At 44.7% G+C, this 22425-nt stretch carries 13 protein-coding genes; 3 read left to right on the top strand and 10 right to left on the bottom strand.

The features are described from left to right. Window positions 1-43: 43 nt before the first annotated feature. The 10 genes from guaB to sigK all read right to left on the bottom strand — a co-directional run bounded on the left by guaB (window position 44) and on the right by sigK (window position 11760). Window positions 44-1498, bottom strand: coding sequence for an IMP dehydrogenase (gene guaB, locus ACLTL4_RS00935; protein ID WP_022118035.1), 1455 nt, complete (start codon window positions 1496-1498; stop codon window positions 44-46). A gap of 90 nt (window positions 1499-1588) precedes the next feature. Continuing rightward, entirely contained in the window at window positions 1589-1957 is a 369-nt protein-coding gene (locus ACLTL4_RS00940) for a hypothetical protein (RefSeq protein WP_022118034.1), read from the bottom strand. 150 nt (window positions 1958-2107) lie between these two features. Further along, window positions 2108-3736, bottom strand: coding sequence for a chaperonin GroEL (groL, locus tag ACLTL4_RS00945; RefSeq protein ID WP_147631617.1), 1629 nt, complete (start codon window positions 3734-3736; stop codon window positions 2108-2110). A gap of 41 nt (window positions 3737-3777) precedes the next feature. Continuing rightward, the gene (gene groES / locus ACLTL4_RS00950) at window positions 3778-4062 is read right to left on the bottom strand and encodes a co-chaperone GroES (RefSeq protein WP_022118875.1); all 285 of its coding nucleotides are present in this window, start codon (window positions 4060-4062) and stop codon (window positions 3778-3780) included. A 537-nt stretch (window positions 4063-4599) separates the two neighbouring features. Continuing rightward, on the bottom strand, window positions 4600-5394 hold the full coding sequence (gene codY / locus ACLTL4_RS00955; protein WP_022118873.1) for a GTP-sensing pleiotropic transcriptional regulator CodY: 795 nt from the start codon (window positions 5392-5394) through the stop codon (window positions 4600-4602). A gap of 162 nt (window positions 5395-5556) precedes the next feature. Then, complete coding sequence (topA, locus tag ACLTL4_RS00960) at window positions 5557-7632, bottom strand: type I DNA topoisomerase (RefSeq protein ID WP_173895810.1); 2076 nt, start codon at window positions 7630-7632, stop codon at window positions 5557-5559. A gap of 72 nt (window positions 7633-7704) precedes the next feature. Next, entirely contained in the window at window positions 7705-8877 is a 1173-nt protein-coding gene (gene dprA, locus ACLTL4_RS00965; RefSeq protein ID WP_243860711.1) for a DNA-processing protein DprA, read from the bottom strand. Continuing rightward, window positions 8828-10351: a YifB family Mg chelatase-like AAA ATPase gene (locus tag ACLTL4_RS00970; protein WP_412291106.1), complete on the bottom strand. Its 1524-nt coding sequence runs from the start codon at window positions 10349-10351 to the stop codon at window positions 8828-8830. Before ACLTL4_RS00970 ends, dprA begins: the two co-directional genes overlap by 50 nt. Before the next feature lie 113 nt (window positions 10352-10464). Further along, window positions 10465-11064 carry a 4'-phosphopantetheinyl transferase family protein gene (locus tag ACLTL4_RS00975; RefSeq protein WP_022118869.1) on the bottom strand — a complete coding sequence of 200 codons (600 nt, stop codon included), beginning with the start codon at window positions 11062-11064 and terminating at the stop codon, window positions 10465-10467. A gap of 45 nt (window positions 11065-11109) precedes the next feature. Beyond that, window positions 11110-11760 carry an RNA polymerase sporulation sigma factor SigK gene (gene sigK, locus ACLTL4_RS00980; protein WP_022118867.1) on the bottom strand — a complete coding sequence of 217 codons (651 nt, stop codon included), beginning with the start codon at window positions 11758-11760 and terminating at the stop codon, window positions 11110-11112. A 177-nt stretch (window positions 11761-11937) separates the two neighbouring features. Here sigK and ACLTL4_RS00985 point away from each other — a divergent pair, with 177 nt between their 5' ends. The 3 genes from ACLTL4_RS00985 to ACLTL4_RS00995 all read left to right on the top strand — a co-directional run. Next, complete coding sequence (locus ACLTL4_RS00985; protein ID WP_173866033.1) at window positions 11938-13137, top strand: metallophosphoesterase; 1200 nt, start codon at window positions 11938-11940, stop codon at window positions 13135-13137. A 250-nt stretch (window positions 13138-13387) separates the two neighbouring features. Further along, window positions 13388-17920, top strand: a complete 4533-nt coding sequence (locus tag ACLTL4_RS00990) for a glycoside hydrolase family 2 TIM barrel-domain containing protein (protein ID WP_412320158.1) — start codon at window positions 13388-13390, stop codon at window positions 17918-17920. 188 nt (window positions 17921-18108) lie between these two features. After that, window positions 18109-22425 (top strand): glycoside hydrolase family 2 TIM barrel-domain containing protein (locus tag ACLTL4_RS00995; RefSeq protein ID WP_412320159.1); only part of this gene is annotated, 4317 nt, incomplete at its 3' end.

Genomic DNA, 22425 nt, shown 5'->3' on the forward strand with positions numbered 1-22425 from the left:
AGAAAGGCGGATTCCTTTTTCGGGAAATCCGCCTGTTCCGCTTTTATTCATCAACGCTGTAGTTTGGTGCCTCTTTTGTGATATGAATATCATGCGGATGAGATTCTTTCAGAGATGCTGCAGAAATCTTGATAAATCTTCCGTTCTCTTTCAGATATTCAATATCTTTTGCTCCGCAGTAACCCATACCGGAACGAAGACCGCCCATCAGCTGGAATACGGTATCTTCTACGCTTCCCTTATAAGCTACACGTCCTTCAACACCTTCCGGTACCAGCTTCTTCGCATCAGACTGGAAGTAACGGTCTTTGCTTCCGTTTTCCATTGCTGCGATAGATCCCATACCACGGTATACTTTATATTTTCTTCCCTGGTACAGTTCAAATGTTCCCGGGCTCTCATCACATCCAGCAAACATGCTTCCCATCATACAAACATTCGCACCGGCTGCGATCGCTTTTGTCATATCTCCGGAGTACTTAATACCGCCATCTGCGATAATCGGGATACCATACTCTTTTGCAACACTGTAGCAGTCCATAACAGCTGTGATCTGCGGTACACCGATACCTGCAACCACACGTGTTGTACAGATAGAACCAGGTCCGATACCAACTTTGACTGCATCTGCTCCGGCTTCAATCAATGCCTTTGTAGCTTCTGCTGTTGCCACGTTACCTGCGATAACCTGCAAATCCGGGAATTTCTCTTTGATCATGCGAACACAGTTCAGAACGTTTGCAGAATGTCCGTGTGCAGAGTCCAGAACAACGACATCGACATGTGCATTTACCAGCTCCTGTGCACGATCTAGAACGTTTGCTGTGATACCAAGTGCAGCACCGCACAGCAGACGACCTTTGGAGTCTTTGGAAGAGAGCGGATACTTGATCTGTTTTTCAATATCCTTGATCGTGATCAGTCCTTTGAGATTAAAGTTATCATCCACGATCGGCAGTTTCTCTTTTCTTGCTTTTGCAAGGATCTTTTTTGCCTCTTCCAGTGTGATACCTTCTTTTGCAGTGATGAGGTTTTCAGAAGTCATGGATTCTTTGATCTTTTTGCTGAAATCCTCTTCAAACTTCAGATCACGGTTTGTGATGATACCTACCAGTTTTCCGTTTTCTGTAATCGGCACACCGGAAATACGGAACTTTGCCATCAGATTGTTTGCTTCTTCCAGTGTATTGTCAGGGGATAAATAAAACGGATCCGTGATAACACCATTTTCAGAACGTTTTACCTTATCAACTTCCTCTGCCTGCTCCTGAATGGACATATTTTTATGTATAATACCAATGCCGCCCTGTCGTGACATCGCAATCGCCATTCTGTGTTCCGTAACTGTGTCCATTCCTGCACTCATCATCGGGATATTCAGTCTGATAGACTTTGTCAGATAAGTAGACAGATCCACCTGATTCGGAATCACTTCCGAATAGGCCGGCACAAGGAGTACATCATCAAAAGTAATACCTTCGCCTATAATCGTACCCATTTTATTATCCTCACTTTCTTTCCTGAATTTCTAACATCTGTTGTTAGTTGTCAAGTTTATCAAATTTGTCGAAACCTGTCAACCCTGTTTTCAGGCAAATTGTACTTTTCCCGGAGAACGTCTTTGCATATCTAGGAGCATTCCCTGATCTGGTTCAAAAATCAGCAGATCCTTCTGCTCCGCTCTCGGTATCAGCATGCCATACCGCATGCCTCTTCGCCCGGCGGAACAGTCTCTGATCTTGATGTTCTTATCTTTTCGATATTCTCGAAAACGTTTTGCATCCAGCGGAAACAGAGCTTCCATATCTGCCACTTTGTAAGTACCGATGTGTTCCCGTCTCTTTTTCAGGTAAATGCAGTCAATATCCAGCTCTCCATTCAGATACAGGTATTCATACTCCAGAATGGAACCGAAAATGGATCTTGAGACTCTTTTTTCTGTGTACCAATCCTTCATACATTTTTTTCCTGCTTTCTTCTGATTTCATACTATTATATGCCCTGTTTTTTATTATACACGAAATTCTCATCTTGTAAAAGGAATTTTAAAAAAAAGCAGTTACAGATTTGTTCTCTGTAACCGCTTTTTCTTAGCTCGGTTCTTTTATTACATCATTCCGCCCATTCCCGGGGCTCCGCCTGCCGGCATTGCAGGTGTTTCTTCTTTGATGTTCGCAACACAGGATTCGGTTGTCAGGAAAGTGGATGCAACACTGGTTGCATTCTGCAGTGCACTTCTTGTCACTTTTGCAGGATCCAGGATTCCTTCTTCTACCATGTTTACATATTTCTCATTGTATGCATCAAATCCGACACCTACCTCAGATTCTCTTACTTTGTTGATGATAACAGCTCCTTCCAGTCCTGCATTTGCAGCGATCTGATGCAGTGGAGCTTCCAGTGCTTTGAGGATCACGGATGCACCGGTCTTCTCATCTCCTTCCAGAGTATCTACCAGTTTTGCAACTTCCTTGGATGCATGGATGTATGCAGATCCGCCTCCTGCTACAATGCCTTCTTCTACGGCTGCTCTTGTTGCATTCAGAGCATCTTCCATACGCAGTTTTGCTTCTTTCATCTCTGTTTCGGTAGCTGCACCGACACGGATCACTGCTACGCCGCCTGCCAGTTTCGCAAGTCTCTCCTGCAGTTTTTCTTTATCAAATTCAGAAGTTGTAACTTCGATCGTAGCTTTGATCTGTGCGATTCTGTTTTCGATTTCTTTCTTATCGCCCATTCCGTCAACGATAACGGTATTCTCTTTTTTCACTTTGACAGATTTTGCACGTCCAAGCTGGCTGATCTGTGTATCTTTCAGTTCCAGTCCCAGTTCTTCGGAAATGACTTCACCGCCGGTCAGGATTGCGATATCTTTGAGCATTTCTTTTCTTCTGTCACCATAACCTGGAGCTTTTACACCGACTACCTGGAAAGTACCACGCAGTTTGTTCAGAATCAGAGTCGTCAGAGCTTCTCCTTCGATATCCTCTGCGATGATCAGCAGTTTCTTACCGGACTGTACAATCTGCTCCAGCAGCGGCAGAATCTCCTGGATATTGGAAATCTTTTTGTCTGTGATCAGGATGTACGGATCATCCAAGACAGCTTCCATTTTTTCCATATCTGTTGCCATGTATGCGGAAATATAGCCGCGGTCAAACTGCATACCTTCTACCAGATCCAGTTCTGTTTTCATGGTCTTGGACTCTTCAATCGTGATAACACCATCATTGGAAACTTTTTCCATGGCATCTGCTACCATATTTCCGACTTCATCATCACCTGCGGAAATAGCTGCTACTCTTGCCATCTGATGTTTGCCGTTTACTTTGCTGCTCATAGCTGCGATAGCATCCACAGCTGCCTGTGTTGCTTTTTTCATACCTTTACGCAGGATGATCGGGTTTGCACCTGCTGCCAGATTTTTCATACCTGCCTGGATCATTGCCTGAGCCAGAACGGTAGCAGTTGTGGTACCATCACCTGCTACATCATTGGTCTTGGTAGCAACTTCTTTTACCAGCTGTGCACCCATGTTCTCGAATGCATCTTCCAGCTCGATCTCCTTTGCAATGGTAACACCGTCGTTTGTAATCAGCGGAGCACCATACTGTTTATCCAGAACAACGTTTCTTCCTTTCGGTCCAAGTGTTACTTTTACTGTATTTGCCAGTTTATCAACACCTGCTGCCAGTGCTGTTCTTGCTTCTGAACCGTATTTAATTTCCTTTGCCATATCAATCAACCTCCAGTTAATTCTTGATTTAATCTATCCTGTTATTCAACAACTGCCAGAATATCATTCTGTTTTACGATGATATATTCTTCGTCTTCCAGTTTTACTTCATTTCCTGCATATTTTGAATAGATAACTTTATCTCCGACTTTCACCTGCATGGTTACTTCTTTGCCGTCTACCATTCCGCCAGGTCCGACTGCAACAACTTCTGCTTCCTGTGGTTTTTCCTGAGATTTGCTTGCCAGAATAATACCGGACTTTGTTGTCTCTTCTGCTTCAAACTGTTTTAATACAACTCTGTCACCTAATGGTACTAACTTCATTTTATATTCCTCCTTAAATTATAATCGCCTTATTTATCATGTTATTAGCACTCACTTTTATCGAGTGCTAACTTTAGTACATATAATAGTGAACTTCCTCAAAATGTGCAAGCGGAATTATTTTCGTATATTTATTTATATTCTCTTTAATTCTTTTTATTCCTCGTATTTTCTCATGTTTTCTCATTTTTTTGTATTTTATACTTTTTTTATAGATGATGTGGGTGTCAAAAGTAATTGTACAATCTCTTCTGATTTTAACATTATACTTAGAAAAAGAACCACTGCAAAAACTGAAAATCCCGTTTTTCTGCAATGGTTCTTTTCCTGTTTAAATCGTTTCAAGTCGAACGCACGTGAGACTTGGTGCGTGATTCTGGTCAGCGAAAGCTGACATATTCTTCTCAGAATCACTGCACATTCTCGCGGAGCGTTTATCTCAGTCGGAGATTGTACTCCCACTGAGAAAGACTTGTTATTACTCACCACTTACAGAAGTGGGAGTCTTCTCGACTGAGATAAAACAATTTTACGTGCTTATCCCTGGGCGTTCTCTTTTCGTTTCTTTTTAATATCATCCAGTTCCTGAAATACCACATCATTCAGGACTTTGATGTACGTTCCTTTCATTCCGGAGGAACGGGACTCAATCACACCTGCACTTTCAAATTTCCGAAGTGCATTTACAATAACCGAACGTGTGATTCCGACACGGTCTGCGATCTTGCTGGCTACCAGAATGCCTTCTGTTCCGTCCAGTTCATCGAAAATATGGATGATCGCCTCAAGTTCTGAGAAAGAAAGTGTACTGATAGCTGATTTTACGATTTGAACTTTACGATTCTCCTCCGCATTCTCTTCATGCACAGAACGCATCATTTCCAGACCGACCACGGTCGTACCATACTCGCTGAGGATGATATCATCAATATCATATCCTTCTCCGCATTTGTACATAAATACCGTACCGAGACGCTCTCCTGCAATATCGATCGGATTGATAATCGCCTGATATTTTTTTACATCTCCGCTTTCAAATCCCAGTGTCTCCAGATTGACATTTTCTTTTGTAGATAAAACACCCAGAAAACGTTCATTCAGAAGTTCATCAATGTGGCCCCCAACTTCATCATCGATCAGTTCTTTGATTTCTTCTACGTTTGGTGTGATGCTGATTCCAAGTACTTTTCCTTTTTTGCTGATCACAAGCACATTGGACTCCAGAATTTCTGACAGTACTTCACAGATATCATTGAATACGACTTTACTGCTGTTGTTGTTGTGTAAAAGTTTGTTGATTTTTCGAGTCTTGTCTAATAACTGTACACTCATCGCTCTTCTCCCTTCTGCCTTTTTTGTCTTTTGCACGATTTCCCCTGCTATTCTTGGCATATTTTTAATTTATCATAATTCTTTTGAATTTTCAATATATTTAACGCAAAAAAGCTGCAAACAGCAGCTTTTTTTGCTTTTCTGGCGTGAAATTTCGCACAATTATTCTTTTTGAAATTTATTTTCAATATAACCGCATGCTTCATTGATGCAAAGAAGCTTATTTCCCTTCTCAACCATAATGCCTCCGCATTTCGGACATTTTTCTTTGGAAGGTTTCTGCCAGGACATGAAATCACAGTCCGGATTATTTTCACATCCATAATACTTTCTGCCCTTTTTGGTCTTTCGAAGCACAATGTCCTTGCCGCATTTCGGGCATGCCACACCGATCTTTTCCAGATAGGGTTTGGTATTTCGGCACTCCGGGAATCCCGGGCAGGCAAGGAATCTGCCATGCGGACCATATTTAATGACCATGTTGCGGCCGCACTCTTCACAGACAATATCGGTCACTTCGTCTTCAATCTTGACTTTTGCAAGTTCTTTCTCTGCATTTAAAACTGCTTCGTCCAGATCCGGATAGAAATTGCTGACAACCGTTTTCCAGTTGACCACGCCTTCCTCCACTTTATCCAGCAGAGATTCCATGTTTGCTGTAAAATTGACATCCACAATACTCGGGAATGCCTGTACCATGATATTGTTTACGACTTCTCCAAGTTCTGTCATATACAGGTTTTTATTTTCTTTTGCCACATAGCGGCGGTTGATGATCGTGGTAATCGTCGGTGCATAAGTACTTGGACGTCCGATTCCAAGCTCTTCCAGCGTTTTGACAAGAGCGGCCTCTGTATAATGTGCCGGCGGCTGTGTAAAATGCTGCTTTTCCTCAAAACTCTTAAAGTTCAGCTGTGTCTCTGATGAAATTTCTTTCACGAGAAGATTTCCCTCGCCCTTTTCTTCTTCGTCCTGCACATAAACTGCCATAAAACCGTCAAATTTTTTCTTGGAGGCGGATACATGGAAACGGTATCCGGCTGCATCGATTTTAACGGAAGTCGTAGTATACTGTGCATTTGCCATACGGCTTGCGGCAAATCGTTTCCAGATCAGCTGATACAGACGGAACTGATCTCTTGTGAGCGATTCTTTTAAAGCAAACGGTGTCCTCGTGATATCCGTCGGACGGATTGCCTCATGAGCATCCTGGATCTTTTTACCGCTCTTTTTCTCCTGCACAGCTGCAGAAACGTATTCTTTTCCGTAGTTTTCTTCGACATAAGCTCTCGCTGATGCATCGGCTTCATCAGAAATACGCGTGGAATCCGTACGCAGATAGGTGATGATACCAACAGTCCCGCTACCCTTTACATCCACTCCTTCATATAACTGCTGTGCAACACGCATGGTTTTCTGTGTGGAGAAATTCAGCACCTTGGAAGCTTCCTGCTGAAGCGTACTGGTTGTAAACGGAACCGGAGCTTTTTTGGTACGTTCTCCTTTTTTCACTTCCGCCACCTGGTACTTTGCACCTTCCAGCTTTTTCGTGATCGTATCCAGCTCTTCTTTTGAATGAATCGTTATCTTTTCTTTTTCCGTACCGTAAAATCTGGCAGTCAGCGGTTTTCGCTCTCCCGGAATCGTAAAATCGGCATCCAGGGTCCAGTATTCTTCCGGTATAAAGGCTGCGATTTCTTCCTCGCGGTCTGCAATGATCCGTAGAGTGACAGACTGTACACGGCCTGCACTTAAGCCTCGTTTGACTTTCGCCCACAGAAGCGGACTGATCCGGTATCCAACCATACGGTCCAGCATACGTCTTGCCTGCTGTGCATCCACCAGATCCATATCGATCGCACGCGGATGTTTCAGAGATTCTTTTACAGCTGTTTTCGTAATTTCATTGAAGGTAATCCTGTGGATATCTTTTTCTTCCAGTTTCAGTGCCTTTGATAAATGCCAGGAGATTGCTTCTCCTTCGCGGTCAGGGTCCGTTGCAAGATATACTTTATCTGACTTTTTTACAGACTTGCGAAGTGCTGCCAGAATATCTCCCTTTCCGCGTATGGTAATATATTTCGGTTCATAATTATTTTCAACATCAAACCCCAGCTGACTTTTTGGCATATCACGTACATGTCCGTTTGATGCTGCGACATCATAGTTAGAGCCAAGAAATTTTTTGATGGTTTTTACTTTGGTAGGTGACTCAACAATAATCAGATATTTTGCCATATGTTTACCCCTTTTTCAACTGTTTACGCCCAAAATCGGTGCAACGGCTTTCACAGTGCTTATTGTTTTTCCTCAGACCTTCGAATAATGATTTTTTACATCCTCCGCAACAAGCCCGCACAGCATCAGGCGAACCAGTATTGCACTTACTTTCTGCGGGGTGAGGTTTGTCTCATCTGCTATGCTCTGAAGATTTTTCGCCTGAAATTCCAGAACACTATACACCAAATTTTCTTCGCTTTCAAGTGCAATGTATGTTTTTTTTGTGTTTGTATGATTTTTTTTCTTAATTTTAAGACGTTCCAGGATCTGATCTGTGGAGAGAAAAATGCCGGCTCCCTGGTCGATCAGGCGGTTGCATCCGGCACTGAGTGCATCTCCGGCTCTGCCCGGCAACACCATAACATCTCTGCCCTGTTCCAGTGCCTGATCTGCTGTGATGAGTGATCCGCTTTTTTCTCTTGCCTCTATCACGATCACCAAATCCGAAAGGCCACTGATAATGCGATTTCGCATTGGGAAATGAAAAGGAAGCGGACTGCTTCCCGGCGGATATTCCGATAAGACTCCTCCATTTTTCAGTAAATTCTGATACAGATCCCGGTTTTGCATCGGGTAACAGATATCCGGTCCGCATCCAAGTACCGCATAGCTCTTTCCGCCTCCTTTTATGACAGCTCTCTGGGCAGTGCCATCGATTCCTCTTGCCATGCCGCTTACAAGTGAAATATCATATCCTGCCAGCTCTTCTGCGATCTTTACCGCAAAATGTCTGCCATAGGCACTGCACAGTCTGGCACCGACGATCGCCACGGTCTTCTCATTTTCCTTTGGAAGCTCACCTCTTATAAAAAGTCCGAACGGATAATCATAAATTTCTTTTAATTTCTGCGGATAGGATGTATCTTCACAGCTGATAAAACGTATGCCTTTTTTCTGCATTTCATTCCATGCCTTTTTCGCATCCCAGGCAGCTTTTTCACGAAAAAAGGCTTTCTTATGTTCTTCATTTTTCCAAAAAACTTCACCGATTTCTCTTTCATCGGCCTGCCATATTTCTTCCGGCGTACCGAAAAAATCCAGCAGCATCTGTTTTTCTTTTCTTCCAAAGCTTAAGATACTGCAAAGCCAGAACCATTTTTCTCTCCGTTTTTCATCCTCTGTTTTTTCTTCTTTTTCCTGCATCCCTTCTGTCTCACCTCCAGATCTGCCGCTGTTCAAAAATGCGGTAACCGATCGCCTCATACAGATGTTCTTCGGCAATCTGTTCTTTCTGCTCCATATCCGCAATAGTACGGGCTACCTTCAAAATCTTATGACACGCTCTTGCCGTAAGATCCATTTTCTCATAAGCATCCCGTAAAACTTTCTTTTCTTTTTCTCCGGTCCTACAATATTTTTTAATACCCGCCGCATCCAGATCGGCATTATAGCGATAACCGGTATCCCGATAACGCTCCCTCTGGATCTGCCCCGCCATCTCAACTCTTTTTCGTATCGTCTTGGAATCTTCACTCTTCTTTTCACAGATCAGTGCATCGTAATCTACTCTTACGGCCTCCACACTGATATCCATGCGGTCAAGGATCGGGCGGCTGATCCGGCTCTGATAACGGCGTATCTCCGCCTCACTGCAGATACATTTCTCAAGATTGGGAAAATTCCCACACTTGCAGAAATTGGTGGCTGCAACGATCATACAGTCTGCCGGAAACACATAGCTCCCATACACTCTTGAAATATGGACTCTTCGCTCCTCCATAGGCTGCCGCAAGATTTCGATCGTTTCTCTTTTAAACTCTGCCAATTCATCCAAAAACAGGACACCTTTATGTGCAAGACTGATCTCTCCCGGCCGCGGAATCCTGCCTCCGCCTGCCAGGGCAGAAGGCGATATGGTATGGTGCGGTGCACGGAATGGACGGTTTCTGATCAGCGGCTGTTGACTGGACAGTAAACCTGCCACACTGTAAATGGAAGATACTTCCAGACTCTCTTCCATTGTCAGGGACGGCAGAATACCCGGCATACATTTTGCAAGCAGCGATTTCCCGGCTCCGGGCGGTCCCATCATCAGAAAATGATGTCTTCCGCCGGCCGCAATCTCTGCGGCTCTCCTCACTGCACTCTGACCGTGAATATCTGCAAAATCAGGAATTTCTGTTTCTTCTATATTATATACATCTTTTTTGATTTTCCCGGGGATTGTGCCTTTCTGAAGATAGTGCAATACTTCTTTTAAGGTACTTACTCCGACAATGTGGATATCCGATACCATTTCTCCTTCTGTGCGGTTTCTCTCCGGCAGGATACAGGTATGACATCCGTTTTTTTTTGCCAGCTGAACAATGGGCAACGCCCCTTTGATCCCTTTGACTGCTCCATTTAATCCCAGCTCACCTGCCACCAGGACACCTTTTAAAGTCTCCATGGGCAAAAGCTGGTACGCTGCAAGAATGGCAAGTGCTACCGGAAGGTCATAGCTGCTGCCGTCTTTATGTATGTCTGCCGGAGAGAGATTGACTGTGATTCTTTTCGGACGAAGCTGGATTCCGCTGTTGCGAAATGCTGTCATAACCCGATCCTGTGCTTCTTTTACTTTCGCTGACAGATCTCCCACCATGGAAAATCCCGGAAGCCCTTCACTGACATCTGCTTCTACAAAAATCGGCAGACCCTGGATTCCGCAGATGGCTGCGGATAAGACTCTGCTGAACATATTCTTTTCTCCTTTGATTCGTTGTGATAATGTGCCGAAATGGCGGAAATAATGATAGATTGTTTCCAGTTTATCATATTTTCTTTTAAAATGCAACACTTTCTTTTTAAACGTTACAGATTATTGTTTTCATTTTCTTCCATATAAATAACAGAAAGGTTCGAAAGCATTTTTTTTGTTTTCAGACAGACTGCCGCCTGAAAATCTTCTCCGTCCAGAAAGAAAAAATGATACACTTCCTCATAGGTCTTTCCATCGAGTACTTCGGAAAGATCCAGATTCGAAAGCTTCTGCCGGATGCCTGTTCCGATGCATTTCAGATAACTTTCTTTTGCCGTCCAGATTTTGCTGAAGTATCTGATCTGCACGGCAGGATCTTCGATTGCGAGTAACATCTTTTTTTCATTTTCATGGCATACCGCACGGATTAGACGTTCCGTCGGATGGATCAGACGTTCTATGTCCACGCCAAGCGGTGTTTCTGCGATCCCGCATAAAATGCCGGCATCCGCATGACTGTAATTAAAACAAATCTCCGGGTATTCCGGAAAGTAAGGCTTTCCGTAGATTCCTTTTCCAATAGCCGGCAGTTCCTTTAACGAATATTCTTTTCTGATGCCGTAAAGGAGTACTCTTTTTGCCATATTGCTCTGTATTTTATGCCGTGCGGCACTTTTTTCCATTCTTTCTTTTGTTCTCATAAGATAGATCACGTTCTTTTCCTCCTTCGCACAGTGTAACACGCTTTTTTTTTCCTGTCATCTGCTTTCGCGTATGCCTGTTTTTCCTTTTTCCCGAAAACAGGAACGCAGTTTGCTCAGGGCATTTTTCTCAATCCTGGAGACATACGATCTGGAAATACCAAGTTTCTGTGCAATTTCCCGCTGTGTTGTTTCCTTCTGTCCAAGGATCCCATAACGCAGACTCAGTATCTGTCGCTCCCTTTCATTTAACTGTGCCATATAATGATACATTTCACGGATTTCCTGCTTTTTATTGATCATCTCTGCCAGGTCTGTATTTTTTCCTTCCACGATATCTACCAGGCAGATTTCATTTCCTTCTTTATCCATACCGATCGGTTCGTAGAGAGAGACTTCTTTTGAAGTCTTCTTTTTTAACCGCAGCATCATCAGCAGTTCATTGTCAATGCATCTTGCCGCATAGGCCGCCAATCTGTTGTTTTTCGTATGATCAAAGGTCAGGACTGCCTTGATAAGGCCAACCGTCCCTATGGATATCAGATCATCTGCATCTTCATCCGGATGCTGATACTTTTTAGCCACATGGGCAACCAGCCTCAGATTACGTTCAATGAGAATCTGCTTTGCCTCCTCGTCGCCTTCTTTATACTTCTGGAGATAGTATTTTTCTTCTTTGACGGTAAGTGGTTTTGGAAATGTCTTCAAAGAAAAACCTCGAAGCAGATTTATATTATCATATGCTGATTTTCTTTTTGCTGTGCCTTTCCACTTTTTTCTTTTCTAATCCTGTGCTATACTGACAGAAAAGATATTGAGATCAAAAGGTCTTTTGACCCTGGCATCACAGAAAGTAAAGTTTTCACGATCACAAAGGAGATTCTTATGGCCGCACTTTTTCTTGCACCCTTTTATCTTGCGGTGTGCTTTTATGTTTTAAACTGGATGTTAAAATGGATGGCCGTCTGCAATAATATTTTTGCTCTGGCTGCTTTCCGCTATGGATTTTCTGCCCTGTACATTCTGACAGCTACCACTTTGCTGTCTTCTTTTCTGATCAAAAAGCCGGATGGACTGCATCGGACTTTAAAACACATCAGCAATCTGTGGCTGGGCACATTTCTCTATGCCCTGATCGGTATCGGCATTGCAGATTTCATCCGCATCCTGCTCTATTTTTCTCCGCTTGCCGATGCTTCCTGGTTTCATTCCAAACTGATGTTTGCAGCCACCGGCTTTTTTACCGGCGTTCTGATCCTTTTTTTCAGTTTTTATGGATTTTTTCATGCCAAAAAACTCTACACAACAACCTGGAATATCTCCTCTGCCAAAAGCTGCAGCGGACATGACACTCTGAAGATTGCCCTGATCGCCGATCTGCATCTAGGCTATAACACAGACGAAATTTTTCTGAAACGCCTTGTAAAACGGATCAACAAACTGCAGCCGGATCTGATCATCGTGGCAGGGGATACGTTTGACAATGATTTTCATGCGATAAAACATCCTCAAAAATGTGCATCCATTTTATCCGCTCTGAAAAGCACGTACGGAACTTACTGCTGCTATGGAAATCACGATCTGGACGAGGCGATTCTCGCCGGTTTTACCTTCGGCGGTCAGAAAGAAAATGCCGATGAACGGTTTGAGCAGTTTTTTCACGATGCCGGCATGACTCTGCTGGATGACGAAGTCCGTCTGATCGAGAACCACTTCTATCTAATCGGAAGAAAAGATCCTGCACGCTGCAAAAAACTGATTTCCGAAAAAGAACGCTTAACTCCGAATCAGCTTACACAACATCTGGACAAGTCCAAACCGATCCTGATCATCGACCATCAGCCAAAAGAACTTTCGCTTCTTGCGGATGCCGGTGCTGATCTGATCCTTGGCGGTCATACGCACAACGGGCAGCTTTTCCCCGGCAATCTGCTCCTGCCGCTGATGTGGGAGAATCCTTACGGTCTTCTGAAAAAAGGAAATGCCTACAGTGTTGTTACCTCAGGTGCCGGTGTATGGGGACCGAATATGCGTCTTGGAACAAAAAGTGAAATCTGTCTTGTAAAAATGCAGTTCCATTCTTGAACAGTTCTTCTTTAAGACAAATTTTCACCGATTTTATATGGTAATTGTGAAATCTTTTCACAGTTGCCATATTTTTTATTTTAGGTATGGTCATTTTTACCTGTTAGTGTTAAAATTGTAACACACGTTTGTACATCAGAAACAAATTTGCCCTTTTCAAGTCGAACGCATATGAGTTCTGGCATATTTGCACTCTGTATGCTACAACGTCTGCAACCAAAGATTCTATATTCATTCAAAGGAGAGTTCTATGAAAAAGAGAATGAAACAATTGATGGCCGTTATGCTGTCAGTTGCCCTGTGCGTTCCGGCAATCCCGGGTGCATATGGATACGCTGCCACTTCCGGCACGACCTTCACACAGGAAGAGGAAATTGCCCTTTCCGGACTTGGTTCCGAAAGAAGTACCCTTTTTAATGATGGATGGAAATTTTCCCTTTCTGATCCTTCCGGTGCAGAAAGCACCTCTTTCAATGACGGTTCCTGGGATGCCGTAACCCTTCCGCACGATTTCAGCATCAGCCAGAATTTCACAACATCCGGCGAAGCAGAAAGCGGATTCTTACCGGGCGGAACCGGATGGTACCGTAAAAGCTTTACCGTACCTTCAGGATGTGACGGAAAGTCTGTTATCCTGAGTTTTGACGGCGTTTATCAGAATGCCTATGTCTATGTCAATGGCAAACAGGTTGGTGAAAACCACTACGGATACACCTCTTTTGCTTTTGATATCAGCAAATATCTGGTATGCGACGGTCTCACAGACAACGTGATCGCTGTCAAAGTTGTCAACAAACTTCCTTCCAGCCGCTGGTATTCCGGAAGCGGTATCTACCGTGATGTAAAACTGATCGTTGCCGATCAGATCCATGTAATCCAGAACGGCACACAGATCACAACCCCGGATATCGAAAATGGTGTCGGAACTGTTTCTGCAAAAGTAAAGGTTGCAAACAGTGGAACCTCTTCTGCAAACATCACTGTCCGCAATACCGTTTACGACAAAAAAGGCCAGAAAGTTTCAGAATCTGCCGAAACTACTCTGACGGTTGAAGCCGGTTCTTCTGCGGAAGCTTCTACAAACAACGTTGTCACCAATCCGTCCCTCTGGTCTTTGGATGATCCGACACAGTACTATGTACGCACAGAGATCCTTTCTGCCGGAAGCGTTGTGGATACCTATGACACAACTTTTGGCTTCCGCTGGTATAAGTTTACCAAAAACACCGGCTTTTCTTTAAATGGAGAAAATGTAAAATTAAACGGTGTTTGTATGCACCATGACCAGGGTGCTCTCGGTTCTGCTGCATACCGTGATGCCATGTACCGTCAGATTTCTATTTTAAAAAATATGGGTGTTAATCTAATCCGTGCCACCCACAATCCATACGATGAAGATTTCATTGATATCTGTGACGAGCTTGGTATCCTGGTGATCGAAGAAGCTTTTGACGGATGGGAACTTGCAAAGAACGGAAACAGCAACGATTTCTCCGTTTACTTTAACAAGACTCTGACCGGTGACAATGAGATCCTGGACGGTGACACTTCCATGACCTGGGCAGAATTTGCCATCAAATCCATGGTAAAACGTGACCGCAACGATCCTTCTGTGATCCTCTGGTCTCTTGGCAATGAGATTGACGAGGGATGTTCCGGAAGTACTGCAAACTATCCGACCATCGCCGAGAACCTGATCAATTGGATCAAAGAAGTAGATACGCAGCATCCAGCGACTCTCGGAAGCAACCGCAAAACAACGAGCGGAAATATTGCCGGTGCCATGGCTAAAGTTGTTGCAAGCGGCGGTATTGCCGGTTACAATTACGCAAGCAGCAGCGATCTTGACCGTCTTGCAGACTATAACGGCGGCGTGATCCTGGCAAGTGAGACTTCTTCAGCTACCAACAGCCGCGGTATCTATGTTTCTACCGCAAACAACCAGAACGTAGACGGCAAACTCCATCTGACATCTTATGATACTTCCAAAGTAGGCTGGGGTAAAACAGCCCATGACTCTATCTGGGATACCGTAACGAAAGATAAAGTTGCCGGCGAATGTGTATGGACCGGATTTGACTACATCGGTGAACCGACTCCTTGGAATGGCACCGGCACTGGTTCCTCAAATGGAAATCCTTATCCGAACAGCAGCTATTTTGGTATTGTTGAGACAACCGGCTTCCCGAAAGATACTTACTATCTGTACCGCAGCCAGTGGAAACAGGATGACACCACGCTTCATCTTGTAACGGCATGGGACAGCGACAATATGATCAACAAGAGTGGCATGACTCCGGTATGGGTTTACTCCAATGCCGCAAAAGTGGAACTTTACCGCAACGGCAAAAAAGTCGGCACTGCCACACGTACCGTCCATACAACCGACGCAGGTCACAAATACTATACCTACACCACACAGTCTGCTGACAACAGCGTATGCACCACAACTTCTGGGGCAAACTCTGAATCTCTGTACAGCGTATTCAATGTAGCTTACGAAAAAGGAACCATTTCTGCAAAAGCTTACGATGAATCCGGAAAAGAGATCACGGACTTTGAAGGAACTGCTTCTGTTTCCACACCGGATGCACCTGCAAAACTTGTGGTAAGCAAAGACAAAGAGAGCATCACCGCAGATGGCAGCAGCCTGTCTTATATCTCTGTAGATGTTACCGATGCAAACGGAAATCCGGATACTACAGCTACCAACAATATCCGCTTTACCCTTACCGGTGACGGTGAGATCGTTGGTGTTGACAACGGTGACCAGGCAACAGTAAGCAAATATCAGCAGGCTTCTGTCCTCACTGGCACAACTTCCGCAAACATCAATGCCTATGCCGGAAAAGCTCTGGTAATCGTACGTTCTACAAACAAAACCGGAAACTTTACCGTAAAAGCAGAATCCGACAGTCTGACCGGCGGTGAAGCTACCGTAACAACCGTCAGTGCTTCGGATGGCAGCAACACTTCCATGACAAGCTACCGTATGACAAAACATCTGTATGCACCGGTCGGATCTTCTGACATTGAGCTTCCTGCAAGTGTGACTGCTTCTTATGCAGACGGAACAACAAAAACCTGCAAGATCACATGGGGCACCTATGACAAAGCAGCTTTGAAAACAGCAGGTTCTTTCCGTATTGAAGGTTCCTTCACAGACGGAACAGAAACCGTAGATGTTTACATAACCGCACATATTTACGGCAAGATCAAAGTTGCAGAAAATTATTCCTGCATCACAAAACCAAATACCATTCCGGAACTTCCAAAAACTGCCATGACTTACTACGCAGACGGAACTGCTTTTGAAGCACGCGAGATTACCTGGGATATGAACGGTGTCACCGCAGATACTTTCAAAAATATTGGTGACATTGTAACCATCAACGGCAAGGTTTCTGCTTTTGGTGAGACCTACCCGATCACTGCAAGCGTACGTGTTGCAGAACCGGTGGTTGACAAACACGATAACGTGGCAACTGCTGCCCTGCATCTGACTGACAACGGACCATACAATGATACACTGACAGCCATCATTGACGGAAATCGTTCTGACAATGGTTACAGCGACTCCCGCTGGAGTACCTGGGGCAAGCGAAACGATTCCACACACGGCGATGCTGTGATCACCATGGACTGGGCAACTGCGGTTGCTACCAACCAGATCAACCTGTTCTATTTCTATCAGCCAGCCACCGATTCTCTCTCTACACTGCCGACAAAGGTAAAATTTGAATATACACTGAGCAGTGGTTATGAAAACGGCGAAATTGTTTCCAATGACTGGAAAGAAATCACACCGGTCGGTGAACCGGAAGAGATCAATGATTCTTCTCTGCATCAGTGGACCAAAGGTCTGAGCTACAAATTTGCAGAAACGATCAACCCGATCGCAATCCGCATCACCTTCAGCTATACCGGTTACATCGGTCTGAATGAATGTGAGGTGATGAGTCCTAGCACTTCCTACTATGCAAAGACAAGTGCAGATCTGAGTGCGATCAAGATCGGCAATACCGAGCTTACTCCGGGAACCGATAACAGCTTCGAGATCGAAGAAACTTCCTTTGACGGACTGAGCTTCACCAATCCGGAAAATGCTTCCGTCACCGTTATCCCGGTAAGCAACCGCGAAATCAAAATTGTTTCCGTAGCTGAAGACGGAAAGAGTCGCAGAACTTATTCTGTTGTTCTGAAAAATGTACCGCTGATCCCGGAGGAAACGGAAACTCCGGATACAAAAGAAACAGAGACTCCAAACACCAAACCGGAAACACCTTCTACGGACAAACCGCAGACACCTTCCACTCCAGCTCTCAAAAAAGGTGACACCTTTAAGGTTAAAAACATCCAGTACAAAGTCCTGAATGTTTCCAAAAAGACGGTAGCCGTTGTCAAGGGAACAGACAGAAAACCGGGTAAAGTAACAAAAGTAACGATTCCAAACACTGTAAAAAATGCTGCAAGCAAAACCACCTTTACGGTAACTCAGATCCAGGCAAATGCATTTAAAAACTACAAAAATTTGAAATCTGTCATTATCGGAAAGAATGTTACGTCCATTGGCAAAAACAGCTTCTACGGATGCCAGAAACTTAAAAAAGTAACTTTCAAGGGAACTTCTGTAAAAACGATTAAATCCAAAGCCTTCAAAAAGACGGCTTCCAAAGTGACCGTAAGTGTTCCAAAGAGCATCCGGAACAATAAGAAAAAAGCGGCTGCTTTCCAGAAGAAGCTGACCAAGAGTGGCATGAGCAAAAAACTGAAGCTGAAATAACCAGTATCCTTTCTGCTTTGGCAGAAAATGGTCAGATTTATCAAAACAATCCCGTATGCGAAACCTGTGTTTTCAGGTTTCGCATATTTTTTATGGATTTCCACACATTTTTCTGGTCATTTTGTCCAAAAACTGCTAAGATAATATCATGGTATTTTTAAACCATTTTATTTAAGAAGGAGGAACCCATGAAAAAGAACATCAAAAAATTGCTGGCAGTCACATTAGCCGCTTCTCTTTGTATTCCGGCAATCCCGAGAAGCATGACAAACGCTGCCGCCTCTTCTGCCACGTTTGGGGAGGCAGAAGACATTTCCGTAAGCCAGATCGTTACGAAACGCACCAACCTTTTCAATTCCGGATGGAAATTCTTTCTTGGAAATTCCACCTCTGCACAGAATCCGAATTTCAATGATGCTGACTGGCAGTCTGTTGATCTGCCGCACGATTTCAGCATCAGCCAGAACTTCACAACATCCGGCGAGGCAGAAAGCGGCTTTCTGCCGGGCGGCACCGGCTGGTACCGCAAATCTTTCACACTCCCTTCCAATCTTTCCGACAAATCACTCGTTCTCAATTTTGACGGCGTTTACAACAATACCTATGTCTATGTGAACGGAAAGCAGATTGGGGAACATCACTACGGTTATACTCCATTTTCTCTTGATATCAGCGATTATGTGACCTGTGACGGCAGCACGCAGAATGTCATTGCAGTCAAAGTTGTGCATAATACACCGTCCAGTCGCTGGTATTCCGGCAGCGGTATTTACCGTGATGTCAATCTGATCGTTACGGACCCGGTACACGTTGCTGTAGACGGAACGACTGTCACTACACCGGATATCGAAAGTGGAAAAGGAAGCGTCAGCACAAAAATAGAAGTTGTCAATGACAAAAACGCTTCTGCCGATGTTACTGTCCGCACAACCGTTTACGATTCCGGGAATCAGAAAGTTTCGGATACTGTCCAGAAAACCATAAGCATTGCCGCAAACTCTGTTTCCGAAGCAGAACTCTCTACCCTGGTTGCAGACCCGATTCTCTGGTCTGTGGACGATCCGACCCTTTATTATGTCCGCACAGAACTTGTTTCCGATGGAAAAGTAACCGATACTTATGATACATCCTTTGGATTCCGCTGGTATAAATTTACAAGCGGCAGCGGATTTTCCCTCAATGGAAAAAATGTAAAATTAAATGGTGTCTGCATGCATCACGATCAGGGTGCCTTAGGCTCTGCCGCCTACTACGATGCCATGTATCGCCAGCTTAAGATCATGAAAGATATGGGAGCCAATGCAATCCGTATCACACATAATCCAGGTGACAAAGATTTTATTGAAATTTGCAACAAACTTGGACTTCTTGTGATCGAAGAACTGTTCGATGGATGGGTAGATCCGAAAAACGAAAACAGCTATGATTTCAGCTCCTATTTTACCAAAACACTTGGCGATGACAGCTTGCTTGGCAGCAGCAGTGACATGACCTGGGCAGAATTTGCAGCAAGATCCGTCGTTCGCCGTGACCGCAACGATCCTTCCATCATCCTCTGGTCTTTGTGCAATGAGGTACAGGAAGGTACCTACTGGAACAATGTCGGCTCCTACGCAGGCATCGCCCAGAATATGATCAACTGGATCAAAGAGGAAGACGCTACAAGACCGACCACCAGCGGTGACAACAACCGTGGCGGTGATTCCAGACTGGTTGCCGTTTTAAATACGATCCTGAAAAACGGCGGTGTAGTCGGCTTCAACTATGCAAACACCAGCAGCCAGCTGCAGAGCCTTGCTTCACAGTACGGCGGTGTGATCCTCGCCAGTGAAACATCTTCCCATGTCAACAGCCGCGGTATTTACAGTACACAGGCAACCCGTGCCAATGCCGACGGTAAATTCCATCTGACCAGCTATGATACTTCTGCTGTTGGATGGGGAATCACAGCACATGAATCCATTTACAATACCTATCAGTCCGACAGTGTTGCCGGTGAATTTGTATGGACCGGTTTTGATTACATCGGTGAACCGACTCCATGGAACGGCACCGGAAGCGGTTCTGTCAGCTACAGCGGTGCTATTCCAAACAGCAGCTATTTTGGTATTGTAGAAACCAGCGGTTTTCCGAAAGATTCCTATTATCTCTACCGCAGCCAATGGAATAAAGAAGAAAACACGCTTCACCTTGTCACTGCATGGGACAGCAACAATATGCTTACCTCAGGCGGCAAAACACCGGTATGGGTATACAGCAATGCACCGAAGGTAGAACTTTACCGCAACGGTACTCTGATCGGTACCACTACTAGGCAGGCACACACTTCTGCTGCCGGTCATACTTACTACACTTACTCTTCTGTAAGCAACAACAGCAGCGTTTGTACAGCTTCCAATGGAAACGGTTCCGATGCCACCTACGCCGTATTCAATGTTGCATTTGAAAAAGGTACGATTTCTGCAAAAGCCTTCGATGAAAACGGCGAAGAAATCACAGAGTTTGAAGGCAATGCTTCTGTTTCTACTCCGGATGGAGCAACAAAACTGAAAGTCAGTGCTGACAAAACAGAACTTGTCGCCGATGGCAGCAGCCTTGCTTATGTCACCGTTGATGTGACTGATGCAAACGGAAACCTGAACACCAAAGCAACCAATACCATCAACTTTACTCTGGAAGGCAACGGCAGCATTGCCGGCGTGGACAACGGAGACCAGGCAACCACGGATAAATTCCAGCAGGCAAGCGTTCTTCCAGACAGCACATCTGCCAGGATCAATGCTTACGCCGGAAAAGCACTGGTGATCATAAAATCCACCAAAGATGCCGGTGATATCAAACTGAATATTACATCTGGCGGCATGACTGCCCAGAGTATCCGCATCCAGACAAAAGCTGCTGCAAATACTTCTTCCGATGCGATAAGCAGCTACCGCATGTCAAAACACTGCTATATTCTCAGCGGTTCTTCCAGTATCCCGCTTCCGCAAAGTGTAGAGGCTACTTTTGCAAATGGAACAACGAAAAATCTTCCAGTAACCTGGAATGATTATGACAAAGATGCCCTGAAAAAGAGCAAAGCCATCTTCCAGGTGACTGGTTCTATCAAAAACGGAGAAGAAAAAATCCCGGTAACAATGACGATCCACGTATACAGCCAGATTGTCACTGCCCAGAATTATTCCGGTATTACAGCACCGGATACCATGCCAACCCTGCCAACGGTTTCCATGACCTACAGCAAAGACGGTTCTGCATTTGAAGAATTTCCGGTAACCTGGGATACTTCGAAACTGACAAATACAAGCTTTTCCAAGGTTGGCGGCCTTGTGACCATAAATGGCAGTGTAACCGCTCTCGGAGAGACTTATCCAGTAACTGCGAGCATCCGTGTTGCTTCCCCGGTTTACGGCGAGAGTGTCAATATCGCTCCGGATTATCTGGATCTGACACAAAGCTGTAAGAGTGCATCAGACAACCTTCTGGCGATCGTAGACGGTATCCGCAGCGATACAAACGGAGGCGGAAGTTCCAGTTCTCTGCGTTGGACCAACTGGAATACAAGAAACGATACAGATTCTCCGGTGATTACCCTGACATGGGCTACTGCTCACCTAGTAGATCAAATCAATCTCTACTACTATACCGAGAATGTTTCCACTTCCCAGGAACCAACCAGCGTCAAATTTGAATATTCCCTGGACGGATCCGATTTCGTGGAGATCGACCATGAAGAGGCTGTAAAAATCCCGGATGTGACAACCGGTTCTGCTACCGATAAAATCTCCAACGGTTACAGCTTCAAACTGAAAAGTACCATCAATCCGATCGCCGTTCGTATTATCCTCGGACATGATACCGGCAAATTTATTGGTCTGACGGAAGTAGAAGTTATGAGCAGCAGCATTTCTTATACAAGAAACAGATCTGCATCCTTAAAAGGTATCACTTACGGAACAAAAAGCATTACGTTCAATCAGAATACCAGTTACAAGATCACAGGAGATTCCTTTGACAGCAATCTTCTGAAGATTTCCAACGATGTGAACGCAGCGGTAAGCGTCATACCGGTAAGCGACAAACAGTTTACTCTGATTTCCGTATCAGAAGACGGTTCTGAGACAAAAACTTACACGATCACCTTGACCGAAAATGGCAGCGGTGAGACTGAGACCGAAACTCCAGCTACTGAACCCGAGACCGAAACTCCGGCCACCGAAACTGAGACCGAAACTCCGGCCACCGAAACTGAGGCCGAAACTCCAGCCACCGAAACTGAGACCGAAACTCCGGCCACCGAAACTGAGACCGAAACCGAAACCCCGGCTACGGAGACCGAGACTCCGGTTACGCATCCGCCACTGACGGAAAGGCCAGAAACAGAAGCACCGGAAACTTCTTCCAATGATAAGAATGAAAGTCAAACGCCCGCTGCCAAACCGGAAACACCTTCTACGGACAAACCGCAGACACCTTCCACTCCGGCTCTCAAAAAAGGTGACACC

It is taken from the genome of Hominisplanchenecus sp. (assembly GCF_046967715.1).
Taxonomy (GTDB): domain Bacteria; phylum Bacillota; class Clostridia; order Lachnospirales; family Lachnospiraceae; genus Hominisplanchenecus; species Hominisplanchenecus faecis.

What these genes read in the sequence shown, in the direction of transcription:
- guaB (WP_022118035.1), bottom strand. Translation starts at nt 1,498, where the DNA reads ATGGGTACGATTATAGGCGAAGGTATTACTTTTGATGATGTACTCCTT.
- topA (WP_173895810.1), bottom strand. Translation starts at nt 7,632, where the DNA reads ATGGCAAAATATCTGATTATTGTTGAGTCACCTACCAAAGTAAAAACC.
- ACLTL4_RS00985 (WP_173866033.1), top strand. Translation starts at nt 11,938, where the DNA reads ATGGCCGCACTTTTTCTTGCACCCTTTTATCTTGCGGTGTGCTTTTAT.
- codY (WP_022118873.1), bottom strand. Translation starts at nt 5,394, where the DNA reads ATGAGTGTACAGTTATTAGACAAGACTCGAAAAATCAACAAACTTTTA.
- groL (WP_147631617.1), bottom strand. Translation starts at nt 3,736, where the DNA reads ATGGCAAAGGAAATTAAATACGGTTCAGAAGCAAGAACAGCACTGGCA.
- ACLTL4_RS00990 (WP_412320158.1), top strand. Translation starts at nt 13,388, where the DNA reads ATGAAAAAGAGAATGAAACAATTGATGGCCGTTATGCTGTCAGTTGCC.
- dprA (WP_243860711.1), bottom strand. Translation starts at nt 8,877, where the DNA reads ATGAGGCGATCGGTTACCGCATTTTTGAACAGCGGCAGATCTGGAGGT.
- ACLTL4_RS00970 (WP_412291106.1), bottom strand. Translation starts at nt 10,351, where the DNA reads ATGTTCAGCAGAGTCTTATCCGCAGCCATCTGCGGAATCCAGGGTCTG.
- ACLTL4_RS00940 (WP_022118034.1), bottom strand. Translation starts at nt 1,957, where the DNA reads ATGAAGGATTGGTACACAGAAAAAAGAGTCTCAAGATCCATTTTCGGT.
- groES (WP_022118875.1), bottom strand. Translation starts at nt 4,062, where the DNA reads ATGAAGTTAGTACCATTAGGTGACAGAGTTGTATTAAAACAGTTTGAA.